The organism is Pseudonocardia sp. TRM90224 (assembly GCF_021245725.1).
GTDB lineage: Bacteria > Actinomycetota > Actinomycetes > Mycobacteriales > Pseudonocardiaceae > Pseudonocardia.
Genome location: NZ_JAJGSX010000006.1, coordinates 425037 through 439067 on the forward strand (window position 1 = coordinate 425037; position 14031 = coordinate 439067).

At 75.2% G+C, this 14031-nt stretch carries 1 protein-coding gene (cut by a window edge); it reads left to right on the plus strand.

The genetic code is table 11. The features are described 5' to 3' along the window. On the plus strand, positions 1-13951 hold the 3' end of the coding sequence (locus LL648_RS12585; RefSeq protein ID WP_232662680.1) for a preprotein translocase subunit SecA. The gene continues 18515 nt to the left of window position 1, outside the view; 13951 of the gene's 32466 nt are visible here — the last part of the coding sequence; its start codon lies beyond the left edge, outside the window; it ends in the stop codon at positions 13949-13951. Positions 13952-14031: the final 80 nt, after the last annotated feature.

Below are 14031 nucleotides of genomic sequence, written 5' to 3' on the forward strand. Positions count from 1 at the left end.
CTCGGTGCTGCTGGAGATCGGGACCACGTGGAAGGTCGCCGTCCGCACCGCGAAGCACCCGGAGTGGGGCGCGACCGGCGAGGTCACCGGAACGCATGCGGACGTGCTGCGGCTGTGGGTCCCGCACACCTACGCGGCGCGCGCCCCGCCCGCGACGGTGCCGGGCACCCGTACGGTGGCCGGGCTCCCGAACCACGCGGTGATCTCCGCGTCGGGGCTGCAGGCGCTGGTGGACGACGTCGCGACGGCGTTGGGCAAGGACGCACCCGCAGGGTCGCTGACCCGCGCGCAGCTGCAGGCACTGCTGGCCTACGACCTGCCGGCCCGGCTGTCGGCGGCGAGCGGGCCGGACGGGCTGCAGCGGGTGATCACCGACCGGCGCGGCCGGCCGATCGCGGCGCTGACCGTCAACTCCGAGGTCACCGGCAGCAAGCTGCTGGGCACTGCAAGCGTGAAGGAGCACATCGAGGACCTGCACGTCGCGTTCTCGGCGGTCAACGGCTCGACCTCGGCCGGGCGCTCGTTCGGGTTCGGGCTGGACCTCGGCGGCCGCCTCCCGACGTGGAAGTGGCTGCTCGGCCGGCTCGCGCTCAAGCTGGGCCTGTCGTTCTCGGCGTCGTACTCGCGCTCGGTCGGGGCGAGCGCGAGCAGCGTCGCGATCCACCCGGGCGTGCACCGCTACTCGGGGCACACCCAGGGACAGCTGCTCGACCTGGGCTTCACCGTACGGATCCAGTGGCTCGACGGCCGCTCCGGCGACGGACCGGACCCGATCCCCGGGTCGGGTCGGGCGCTGGTGCGGATGGCGGAGTCCGACGCGTACCGCTACGGGCTGGAGGTTGATGCCCAGGCGGTGACCGGGACGGCGAAGGACGGCTCGGCGCGCCTGCGCGACGACCTGGACCGCAAGGCGCCGAAGGGCCGCAGGAAGGCCCAGCCCGCGTTCATCGGCACCAAGCCCGGTCAGGTCCGCGGGGTCGGGCACGGGCTGGTCCGCGACATCTCCGACCTCACGAAGTTGCGCAAGGACGTCGAGCGCAACCTGCGTGCGCAGGGCCTGCTGCCGCCGACCGACCCGAAGGACTGGTCGGGCAACCGGCTGGAGCTGATGGCGCAGTGGTCCAACGCGCGCGAGGTGGCCGAGCTGCTCTCGCCGAACCGGCTTGCGGCCAGCTACGACCAGCTCGCGCAGCAGGGCCTCGTGCTCTCGCTGGTGCGCTACCGGCGGCTGCGCTCGCCGGAGCACGTCACGATCCGGGTGCGGGCGACGGTCGACTGGGACAAGCTGATCTACCAGGGCCACGGCACCGCGTGGACGATGGTCGGGCTCGACATCGGCTCCAACACCTCCGGCCGGTCGACGTCGCGCTCGCGCCGCTTCGGCCTCACGGGCTCGGCGTCGCTGGCGCTGCAGCTGGGAAGCGACGGCGACCCGAAGAAGGCCGGCGTCCAGGGCGGACGGGTGATCGGCGGCGGGCCGGAGGGCAAGTACGAGTTCGGCCGCGGCTGGGGCAGCTCGGCCGGCGACACGGTCAACCAGGTCACGCTCGTCGAAGGCACCACAACAACTGCGGAGTTCCTGGCGAACCACCGGATCGTCGTCCACCAGCTGGCCGCGCGCGGTCGCCCGCTGGAGCTGGGGCGCACCTCCGGCACCGCGCGGCTGCTGATGCCGAGCGATTGGATGCCTGCGGACAACCCGGTGACCGACGGCATCGCGCGGCCGACGACCGACGCCGTGCTGCACCGCATGACCGCGCTCGCGCTCGACGCCGGCAACGTCGCGGCGATGCTGGAGCGGCTGGCGCGGACCGGCATGCGGCCGGACTCGCCCTCGGCGCAGCACCTGCGTGAGCTGGTGAGCGTCGACGGGATCCGGGCGCACCTGCTGGACCTGCTGACGGACGGGTACCAGACGACACTGGCCGTGCGCGGGCGCAACGGCCGCTCCACCCGCACGACGGTCCGGCTCACCGCGAACGCGGGCGACTCGACGTTCCTGAGCGTCAGCGACCTCGTCACGGGCGACATCAACCTGACGCTGGGCAGCCACGGCACCGACGCGAGCACGTCCCACGGGCCGTCGTTCGGGCTCTCCGGCTCGTTCGGCTGGCGCCAGCTCGCGCAGCCGACCGGGAACGCCGGCGGCAACCTCGGCTGGTCGCGCAACACCGCGTTCAGCAGGCTGTGGCTGCGGATCTGGGGCCGCGAGCGGCTGACCATCGAGACCGGACGGCACTACCTCTACTCGATGGCCCTTGATCTCGGCGTGCAGGCGGGCAAGAAGGCCGACACCACGCAGGCGACCGTTGTCTACGCGCTGCCCGAACGCGACGCCGTCGACCTCTACGCCCGCGGCCTCCTCGCGTTGCCGCGGGCGCAGGTCGAGGACGTCGTCACGCGGTTCCGGCAGGGCACGCTGGTGCTCGACGACGCCGTCGCGCACCGGTTGCTGCAGCGCGTCCGGGCCGAGCGCGGCACGCCGTGGTCGGGCGCGGAGGCGAAGTCGCTCGTCCACCGGCTCGACAAGCTGTTCGGCAACCGCCCCGGGTACCCGGCCGCCGGCGCCCGCGGCTCGCTGCAGGACCGGATCGACGCCGGGCTCGCGCGGGCGAAGCAGGCGCAGTACGTCGACATGCCGGAGCACTTCCGGGTCGGGCTGGGCCAGTCGGCGCTGGAGTCGGTGACGACCGAGCTGGGCGGCCCGGCGCTGCGGGTGTTCGAGGCGGTGCAGAAGGCCGTCGAGGAGGTCGTGCCGGGCGCACTGGCCCGCGACCCGCTGCTGTGGCAGCGGCTGTCCAACGACCTGGCCGGCAAGCGCTGGTGGGGCAAGTTCGACGCCATGCTCGAGCGCAACGGGTTCGAGGTGAAGATCCCCATCCGGACCGCACGCTGGTTCCCCGGCGGCTCGCGCATCGCGTGGGTGACCGTGCGGATCGCCGCGCGGCTGCACGACGACGCCCAGCGGCTCGACGAGACCGACACCGTCGTCCAGATCATCCAGGACTACGGCTACGGCCAGCGCGAGCACGGCGCGAGCACCGGCATCACCGGCTCGGCCGGGATCAGCGGCAGCGCCGGCTGGCCGGTCGGCGGCGGCGAGGCCAAGCTCGGCTCCGGTCACAGCCGCGGCAGCTCCGGCGGGGCGGTCGGGCAGCAGACCCGCCTCGACGGCACGGCGTCGTTCGACGGCGCCGACCGGATCCTGCAGTCGGTGCGGATCACGATCACCGCGAAGCGGGAGAGCGGCCCCGGTCGACGCGCGAAGGTCTCGGCACCGGTCGAACTCGGCGGTGTCGCGGTCCGGCTCATCCCCGACGGGCTGACCACCGTCGTCGAGCGCGGCGAGGGAGCACCGCTCGACCCGGCGCTGCATGCCGCTCTCACGCTCGACGAGGTGCCCGCGTCCGACCCTCGCCAGCTGCAGCTGCCGGCGGCGTTCAGCGTCGAGACGACGATCGCGGACCCGCTGGTCGACGCCGTTGTCGCCGAGCTCGGCCGCTGGTCGATCATCGGGCGCGGCCGGGCCGAGGAGTACCGGGCCGACATCGCGCACGCGCTGGCCGCGAACGCGCGCACCGCGTTCCTGCGCCGGATGCACACCGACGACGGCTACGAGGTGGTGCGGATCCCGGTGCGCGGCGGCCAGTTCGTCGACGTCGTGCTCCGCGCGACCGCGACCGGCGCACGCACCCTCGTCGCGGGCCGCCAGCAGGAGCTCCGGACGGTCGACCGCAAGGAGGTCCGGGTCACCGTCGGGGTCTCCGACTCCCAGCTGCTCCCGCTCGGACGCAGCGTCGGCGGCAACCACGTCGGGCAGGGTGTGAACGCGGGCCTCTCCGGCGGCGCCCAGGCCGGGCACCGGATCGGTGGCACCGCCGGCTCCCGCACCGAGATCACCCTCTACGTCGGCGGCAAGGGCGGCACGATCGCGCTCGACCTGGCCGTCGACGTGACGCTGCGCCGCGGCTGGGTGCGCGCCGACGGCACGCTGCTGGTCCGCAACAGCCGCAGCTTCCGCGAGCACGGCACCGGCTACGTCACCCTCTGGGACCGCGACCTGGCCGCGGCCGCCGCCGCGCAGGAGATCGCCGGCCTGCACGACCGCGGCTGGCTGCTCGGCGGCCGCGGCGCGGCGCCGTTCCGCGCGTGGAGCGAGGGACCGGCCGTCCCGCTGGCGCAGCTCGCCGCGGCCGCGGAGCGGGCCGACCCGCTGACCTTCGCAACCGCCCCGCACCGCGCGATGGCGGACGTCCTGCAGGGCCTGCCGCGCCGCGCCCGCGACGTCGTGATCACCGCGACCGCCACCGACCGGCGGATCAACGGTGTGCTCGGCAACGTCCGGCTGGTCGCGCGGGCGCTCGGCCGTCCGGTCGTGCTGCAGCTGACCACGCCCGCGGGCACCGAACGGCTGCTGGTCGGCCACGACGGCACGCTCCACGGCGACCGCGACGGCGGGTTCGCGGCGGCGCTCGCGACACTTCCGCCGGCACTGGCAGCAGCGTCCGACGAGTACGCACTCGACCTGCGCGCGATCTTCGCCACCAGCGCCGGCGGGACGTTCGCCGACGCGGTCCGCGCGCAGCTGCAGGCCCGCGGGTACACCGAGCGGGTCGCCGAGGTCCGGTGGCCGGTGGAGATGTTCGGGCCCGGCGTCGCCCTGCAGGTCGGCGGCGTGACCGGCAGCGGCGGGGTCGGCGGCGGCCCGCTCGCCGTCGGCGGGCTCAACCGGCAGCAGAGCAACCTCGCGCAGGCCGCGCTGGCGCGGCTGCGTGACCACGGTGTGGGCGTGCGGTGGCGCGGCAGCCCCGTCCGCAGCCGCGGCCCGCCCGCGGAGCTGCGCGCCGACGAGGAGCTGTTCGTCGTCGGCGGGAGGACGGACCGGGCGCTGGTGCAGGCGCTGCGCGCGGTCGGTGCGACGGCCGAGGAAGCGGCCGACATCGCCGACCGGCTCATCGCCTACAGCTGGCGCGACCCGTCGGGCGTTGCGGTGATCGCGGTGCCGGCGCGACGGCTCGCGCAGCTGCGGCGCACCGGGATGCTCGACGAGGTGCTGGCGCACGAGCGCGCCTTCCACCTCGACGGGACGCGCCCGCACGCGCACCACCGGGGCGACAACGACTCGATCGTCGACCGGATCGCCGCCGCCGACGCGCGCGCCTCCACGGGGGTGCGCGCGTCGGTGCGGCGGGTGCTGTCCGGCGCGGGTTCCGTGCTGTTCACCGGCAAGCGGCTGAAGCAGTGGCTGGCCGGGCGCGCGCTGCGCAAGCTGGACGACGGGTGGGCTGCGGTGGCGGTGGCCGAGGCGCCGCCGCCCGGCGCGCCGCTGCGGGCCGACCTGCTGCTGCAGCGCGTGCTCGTCGCCGGTGAGCAGGGCGTCCTCCTGCCGCGGTTCGGCAGGCCGGTCGTCGGCGAGTCGGCGACGCTCACGGTGTACTTCGCCGCTTTGCCCGACCGGGCGGAGCTGAGCGGGATGCTCGCCGAGCTGGTCGCAGCCGGTCTGGTGGTCGTCGACCGGACACCGGCCGGTCGGGTCGTGCGGCTCGCGCCGATGCTCGACGCGCTGCTCGCCGAGGCCCCGTTCGGCTTCGTCGCCGCGCTGCTGCGCGACCCGGCCGGCGTGCTGGGCGATCCGAAACTCGGGCAGCGCTCGGCGCCGCAGCTGGCCGCCGTGCTGCGGGCCGGGCTGCGCGACGCGGTGCTGGTCGGCACGGCGGCGGGCCGACGCACGGCACTGCTGCCCGTCGTGGTGCGCCGCGGCGACCGGGCGACGCTCTGGAACCTGTTCGCACCGGCGCGCACGGCCTCCGTCGGGATCGAGGGCATCCGGCAGGAGCTGCAGACGCTGCGCACGCAGTCCCGCGCGGCCGGGCGGATGGCGCAGCTGGCGCCCGGCCGGTTCGCGGCCGGCCTGCGGCTCTCGGCCCTGCTGGACGACCTGCGCGGCGGCTCGGTGCGCCGCCGCATCGCCGCGACGGTGCGCGTCGGCCCCGCCGCGGTCGGGGTGCTGCGGGCGTACCTGCGCTCCTCGGCGGCGGCCCGGAAGCTGCCGGCCGACCTCCGCGCGCCGGGTGTGCACGTGCGGGCCGAGCTGTTCCAGCGGATCCGGACCACGCAGCGGGAGCTGGCCGCCGCGCAGGGCGAGGAGCGGGCTGCGGCGAGCCACGGCACGGCCGTCGCGGCGCTGGTCGGGTTCCACGGCAAGGACGTCGAGACCGTCCGGGACTGGGCGATCCTGAAGTGGAAGATGTTCCTGGCGCCGCTGGCCGGGCTCGCCGGCGCGCTGCCCGGCCAGGTCGCGGGCGCGCACTCCAACGCCACGGGGGCGTTCGCAAAGCACTACGGGCAGGACGACCCCAGCTGGATCACCCAGCAGGGCGCGGCCGGCACGACGGTCACCTCGGCGGCCGGGCTCGGCGTCGCGGCGCTGGGCGACCGGCTGATCAAGAACATGATCGTGATCGTCGGGTTGGGCATCGGCGGCGCGATCGGGCTCGCGATGATCGGGCTGGTGCCCTCCCCGCCGCTGTTCCTGCCTGCGGTGATCCTCGCCGGCGTGATGGGGCTGGGCGGCGGGCTGATCCGCGGTCGGATGGACACCTACCACCCGGTCGCCGCGGAGCTCAAGGACTCCCGCGACTCCGGGTACGAGACGGCCTTCCGGGCGACGCAGCTGTTCATGCCGCTCGGGATCACCCAGGGGGTGAGCATCGTCGGCGTCGGTCCGACGATGGTGGTCCTCTCCGCGGTGACCCTGCTGGTGACAGCTGCCGTGTTCGTCCTGCTGCGCGGCGAGAACCCCGACGCCCAGCCGCGCGCGCCGCCGAACGTCGGCGCCGCGCTGCGCGGAATGCTCCGCCAGGTCGCCGGCACCCCGCGCGGGGTGGCGCGATGGCTGCTGTCGATCCCGCTGCTCACCATGCTGACCGGCCTCTACGCGACGGCGCTCGGCGCCGCGCTCGTCGACCAGGTCGTCCGGATCGCCGGCCCGACGATGAGCCCCGGCGCGATCGCGGTCGCCGTCAGCGCGCTGCTGCTCGTCCGTGGCGCGGCGACGATGACGGTGTCGAAGGCGTGGGTCCCGCTGAAGAAGCTGCTGGGCAGCCGTGGCGCGATCGGCCGGCTGTTCGGGCGCGACACCGTCGTCGGGCCGGTGCGCGAGTCGCGCGTGCTCGTCGCGGTGGCGCTGCTCCCGGCCGTGCTGCTGGTGCCTGCGGGCATGTTCGCGCTGGTGCCGAACGTGGTGACGTTCGGTGCGCTGTTCACCATCGGCTCGGTCGTCTCGGCCTGGGCGCGGATGCCGGTGAACCGGTGGATGGAAGGGGCCACCGGGGCGTCGCTCAACAACACCGCGAAGGCGCTGAGCATCGCGGTGGGCGCGGCGCTCAGCTCCGCCGTGCTGGGCGGCTTCGCCACCGAGATCGAGCGGCAGGTGGCCGTCGGCGGCGACTACGGCGCGGTCGTCACCGCGGCGACGACGACGATCGCGGCGCTGACCGTGCCGATCGTCGTCGTCCCGCTGCTCGTCGCGATCGCGGTGGCCCGGCTGCGGGTCGGGACGCTCGACGACCTGAAGGCAGCGCTGACCGCGGCCGACGCGACCGAGAAGCAGGTCAAGTCGATCGCCAAGAAGCTCGCCGACCACGGGCTGCGTGATGTCGGGTCGGCGCACGCTCTGTTCCTGTCCGACAGCTGGCGGCCGCGCCTCCTCACCGAGTGGCGGCTCGCCGCCCGCGCTGATCGGCAGCGTGAGATCACGCTGAACCCCGCCGAGAGAGTGGTGCTGCGCGCAGCGCTGCGGACGTTCGACCCGCCGGCGCGGCCATCGGCTCTCGGCCGGTTCGGGCAGCTGCTCGGCCGGTTCGGGCAACTGCTCGTCCGGTTCGGGCAGCGCCTCGTGCGGGGTGTGGTCGGCTGGCGCCGGATCGCGCGTATCGGTGCCACGACGCTGCTCCTGTCGCTGCTCATGACCGGCAGGGCGCACGCTGCCGTGCCCGGCGGCGGGGACGGCGGGGGCAGCTTCCTCGACACGCTGCTCGCGGTGCTCACCAGCCCGGTGCTGGGCCACGTCGTGACGGGTACCTCGGCCGCGGCGGTGATCGGGTTGGCACTGCTGTCGCTGCGGCCCCGTGGCCCGCCGCTGGTGCAGCGCCTGCGCGGGACGTTGCGCGCGTGGCGGGCCGGCGTGGCGTCGGCACTGCGGACGGCCGTGACCGGCCAGCACCCCGCGATCACGGCTGCGCGGGCGAGCACCGCGGTGGTCGTCGCGAAGCCGCGGCGCTCGTTCAGCGTCGAGGCCGAGCGGCGGCTGTACGCGCCGGGCGTGGCGGAGTGGCTGCAGACCGAGGTGTGGCCGTTGATCCAGGCCTACCTGCAGGAGTTCTTCCACATCAAGCTGCACCGCAAGGATCGGCGGGACAAGAAGGCCGTCGGCCTGCGCCAGCGGCTCGCGAAGCTGCGGGAGATCCTCGCCAGGACCGGTGTGGAACGCGCCGGCGCGTTCGGGATCACGTATTCCTTGTGGTCGATCGGCACGCCGTGGATGCCGCTTTGGGGCTGGCTGGCGGACATCCTCGAGATCCGGCTCACGCTCAGCGGCGACGTCATCTTCGGGATCATCGTCGAGGACAACACCGAGCTGTCCGGCCGGATGCTCGACCCGAGCCGGGTGGCCGGCGGGCTGCCGGTGTTCCGCGCGTCGCTGTGGCTGCGGATCGGCGGCAGCGACATCCCCATCGCGATCTTCCTCCAGCAGTACGACCTGGGCGGGAAGCCGCTTGTACCCAGCGTGGCCAGGCCGAAGACGGTCGGCTTCCGCCCGGTGCGCAGGCTCGTCAACTTCGTGGTGTCGCACGACTTCTCGCTGGCGACGACGAACCTGCTGCGGTTCTTCTCGGTGCTGCAGCTGGGGATCAGGGTCGGCCCGGTCGACTTCCGGTGGACCTACCGGTCGTTCACGATCGTCGGGCGCGACGGTGTCGCCCGCCGCTACGACATGATCGAGGGCCCCAGCAAGATGCTGCGCAAGGTCCTCGCCGCCGCTGCCCGCGCGATCGGGCGCGTGCTCCCGGGCCGGGTGGGTCGCGCGTACTCCGCGATCCCGGCGCGGGTGGCCGCCCGCGCCGACCGCTACCGGGCCCGGCTCGCGACCGGGGCGCAGCGCCGCGTGCGCGCGGAGCAGACCCGCCTGCAGGCCCGGCTGCTGCGGGTGGCCCGCCTGCTCGAACGGGTCGGCCCGGAGCGGACGATCGCGCGGCGGGTGCTCGCGCGCCGCCACGGCAAGCTCGTGCGGGCGATCCTGGCCAACTCCGCGATCGATGCCGCGCTCGGCTCGGCGCTGCCCGAGCTGCCGCGGTCGGACCACACGCTCGGCGCGGCCACCAGGGGTGCCGGGTTGATCAATCTGGACGCCTGGCGCGCCGCAGCGGCCGGACGGCGGGTGGTCGCCGCCGTGGCGGACCACGGCGGCGGGACGTCGACCGTCCAGGAGTCGCGAGCCGTCGCCCTGGCCGCGGTCGCCGCAGGCGCGCCCGCCCAGGAGCAGGGCGCCGGGGTGAAGCCGGTGGTCGCCGCGGCGTTCGATGCTGCGGTCAGGGCGGCCACCGGCCCGGGCGCGACGGGGCTGCTCGTCGCGGCCGTCGCCCCCACGACGGCCGGCAGCAAGATCGCGTGGACGGGGGTCGGCGGCAGCCGCGCCTACCTCGTCGGCGCCGACGGTTCGATCACCGAGCTGGTCGCGCCGGGCGGGCACCCGGTCGGCCTGCTGGGCGCCGGCCCGCGTCCGACCCCGACCACCGGCTCCGCGAGCGTGTCGGGGCCCGCGCTGCTCGTGCTGGTCACGAAGGGCGTCGACGGGGCGTTCGGCTCGCCGCAGGAGCTGGCCGCGAGCATCCACATCGCCCGCGCGTTCCAGGACCCGCAGCTCGCCGCGCGGCAGCTCGTCGACGCCGCCACCGCCCGTCGCGGCCCCGGCGACCGCACGGCCGTCGTTGTCGCGGTCAACAGCGGCCCGCCCGCGATCGACGGGGGCGGCGCGCTCGCCGACGGCGACGTCTCGGCATCGCGCTACCGGCTGCGCCAGGCGTTCGGCGGCCTGCGCGAGCGCCGCGCGGGACAGCGCGTGCGGGGCCCGGTCGCGCTGCACAACCGCGGCCCGCCCGTCGAGCTCACCGAGAACGAGGAGCTGTTGACCGTCAGCGAGGCGGAGCTGATCGCCGAGCTGCACGAGCGGTTCGCGATGACGGTCGAGGAGGCGACCGCGCTCGTCGACAAGGTGTGGGCGTTCAGCTGGCGCGACGCCGACGGCACCGGGGTCATCGCGATGACGGCCGAGCGTCTGGAGCACATGCAGGAGTACGGGCTGCTGGGCGAGGTGCTCCGGCACGAGCGTGTGCACCACATCGGCGGTCGGCTCGCGGAGGACCGGGACCTGGACTTCCGCCGGCCCCGGCTCGGCCACGTCGAGGACTCACAGCGGATCGTCGGGCTCCTCAAGAACCACCCCGTGGTGACGGCGGCGCAGCGGCGGAAGCTCGCGCACCTGCTCAGGCCGGCGGCCGGCGAGGTCGTGCTCCTCACGAGCGAGCTGGCCGAGCTGGTCGGCGTCGAGCTCGGCGATGCCGCGATGTGCCGAGGGCTCTGCGCCGTCCCGAACCTGGCCGAGCTGGCTGCGGCGGCCGGTGTGCGGGGCGGGCTCGCGATCATCGCCGCGGACGGCTGGATCGTCGCCGACGCGCGGCTCGTCGAGGCGCTGTGGTCCGGCTCGTGGGCGGCGCGGACCACGGTGCGCCACCAGCTCGCGCACCTGCGCCACCCCGACGACGCGGAGTGGTTCGCGGAGCGGTCCGACCGGCAGATGCCGGTGGGCGGGCTGCTCTCGGGCTGGCTGCCGGCGCGCGGCGGCCGGACGTCGCCCCGGCTCGTCGTCGGTGGCGGGCGGGCAGCGGGGATGCCGCCGCTGTCCGAGCGCGACACGTCGGTGCACACGGTCGAGGCGGCCCGACCCGACGTCCTCGCCGACATGGCGGCGCTGACGCTGCCGGCCGGGCACTTCGCGGAGATCGTCTTCGACCAGGTCCCGGTCCGCACGTTCATGGGGCTGCGGGACAGCGCACTCGTGACGGCCGCCGAGGCGCTGCGGCTCGGTGGCGCGCTGATCATCCGGACGGGCGGCACCGACGCCGCGCTGCTGCGGGGGATCAAGTCGCACCTGCGCTACCTCGGCCTGGACAGCGAGCCGGGCCCGTCGTGGCGCAATGCGACCCGGCCGACCGTGGTCGTCGCGACGAAGGTGCACGAGCCGACCGCGGAGAACGTCCGGAACACGCACCGGGCAGCGCGGTTGCAGGCGCTGCGGGCCGCTCGCCGGCTGGTCACCGACCGGGATGGGGCGTGGATCCCCGACGAGCTGGGCCCCGGCACGGTCGCCGAGCACTTCGGCGCGCTGAGCGCGATCATCCGCCACACCGACCCGCGCGGTGGGGCGGCGCTGTTCTCCGGCAAGGCCATCACGCGGTGGCAGGCCGCCGTGACCGCGCACGTCGTGGCCAGGATGCCGGTGGCGTTGCGGCTCGCCGCGGACGACCTGGTCGTCCAGGAGCTGACCGGCGGGTTCACCGCCGCCGAGCTGGACGCGGCGCGCTGCCACGGGGTGTGCGTCATCGACGGGCTCAACGCCGAGGTCGCCGCCGTGGGCGGGCCGGGTGACCTCGCCGTCTGGGCCGGCGGCGACGGCTGGCTGTACATGGACCGGCGCACGTTCGACGCGCTGCGCGCGGGTGTGCTGCGCCGCGGCGAGCGCCGGGCGCTGTTCGCGCACGAGCTCCTCCACACCCGCCACCCTGAGTTCCACGAGCGCGAGGTGATGGAGGAGGCGCCGCTGCCGGACCTGCGTGCGCTGGGGGCGGCGGTCGGCGTCCACCCCGGACGGTCGCCGCCGCTTGTCCCGCTGTCGCGATCGACGTTGCAGGTCCCGGTGCTGGGGGCGGACGCGCACCCGATGCTGGCGCGGCTGGTCGGCGTCGAATCATCGTCCGGGGTGCTGCTCGCGGTCGAGGGTGCGGTCGGGTACGTCGTCACCGCCGCCCACGTCCTCGACCGTGCCCCGGACGGGCGGATCGTCGTGCGGACGGGGGTGGGGACGTTCCTCGGCACCGTGGTCGAGCGGCCCACCCCGGACGTGCTCGCCGCGGCGCTGCGCAGGGTCGGCGCGGCCGACGACATGAGCGACATCCGGGCGCGGGCCGCCGACCTCGACGTGGCGCTGGTCAGGATCACGGGGTCGCAGCTGCTCCGGATGCCGCTGCCGGGGCTGTCCTACGAGCCGATCGGTCCGCGGTCGGCGGTCGTGCAGCTCGGCTACCCGCACACCACCGCCCCCGTCGGTGCGAAGCAGAAGCGGTTGCGCGGCCGGTACGCCGTGGTCGCCGCCGCGCTGGCCGGCCGCACGACGGAGCTCGTCACCACCGTCGAGGGCAACCCGTGGTCGGCCGGCGGCAACTCCGGCGGACCGCTGGTCGGGCCTAGCGGCGAGACCCTGCACGGGGTGCACGCGGCCGGCGGGCCCGGCAGGGATGCGTCCGCGGTCGAGGGCCTTGCGGTGTCGGGCCTCGCGGTGCGCGCCTTCCTCGAGGTCAGCGACCTGAGCGGGGCGCCGACCGTGGCTGCGCTCTACCGTCCCGCGCCGTGGGACGCCGCGCTCGCCGCGGAGCTCGTCGGCCAGGTGCGCCGGGCGGGGAGCGTCACCACGGTGTCCGACCTGGTGCGACGGGTCGGGGCGAGCCGGCACGCGGTGCTGCGAGCGGCCGAGGGGTCGTCGCGGCTGTTCGTCACGCAGGCGGACGGCGACATGGAACGGGTTGTCGTGCTGGCGCCGAAGGGGGTGGACACGCAGGACCGGGTGCTCGGGCGCGGCGCCGCTCTCGTCGAGCTCGCCCGGCCCCGTCCCGTCGCGGTGCGCGGCCCCACCGCGGTGATCGGCTCTGCCGTGACGTCCGACGTCTGGTTGCACGAGACGGGAATCGCGCCGGTGCACGCCGTGCTCGTGCAGCGGGCCGACGGCTGGCACGTCGTCGTCCCGCACCGGCCTGGGCGGTTCAGGCGGGCGCCGGACGTGCGGGTGGCCGGGCAGCGGGTCGCCGGGTCCGCGCACGTCGAGCTCGGCGGCGTGATCCAGCTAGGGGAGCGGCAGTACCGGCTCGTGCCCGGCGAGGAGCTGCCGCGTCCGGTGCGGTGGCCAGTGACGTCCGGCGCGCGGAAGGCGAACGCGCCGCGCGGCCCGCCGGTCGAGCGCGTCGTCGACGAGCAGATCGCGCTGCGCGGACAGTGGCTGGCGGAGTCCCACGAGCGGGCGCTGTTCGAGCTGGACCCGCACCAGTACGTCCGCGGAGGGTGGGCCGCCGACGCCCTCGGCCACCTGCTGGAGGAGCTGGCCCGACCCGTCGTGGAGCGGCTCGCGCAGCCCGGGGAGCGGGTGCTGAAGAACGTGGCCGTCCGGATGGCGCACCGCGACGGCACGGCGCGTGCCGACGTGCTGGAGCTGGACTACCTGATCGTCGGACCTGGCGGGCTCAGTCGCTACGTGAGCGTCAAGAACAACCCCAAGCTGTTCAAACCGGCCCCCGAGCGGGCCCGGGTGGCGCGGCTGCTGACCGGGCTCCCCACGGGGTCCGTCGAGCAGCTGCAGGCCTACCTGCTCGAGATCGGCGCCCTGCCGGCGTCGGCCGTCGGTGACATCGTCGGCCTCTCCGTCACCTGGGACGGCGCGCCGGAGCCGATCACGCTCGCGGCGTTCCGGGAGCGGTACGTGGGGGCGGCGACCCTCGACAGCGTCGAGGTCGACCGGCTCACCCCGCGCCGCCCCTCCGGCCCTGGCCACGAGATCGACCTGACGACCGCCGAGCTGGAGGCGGAGATGGTGGCGGGCATCCGCCGCTACCTCGCGGGACGGTAGTGCCTGGGCGGGCGGGTGCCGGGGGAGGGCAGGAAAGCCACTTTCCGGCCCTCACAGGGCAGGAAAGTGGCTTTCCTGCC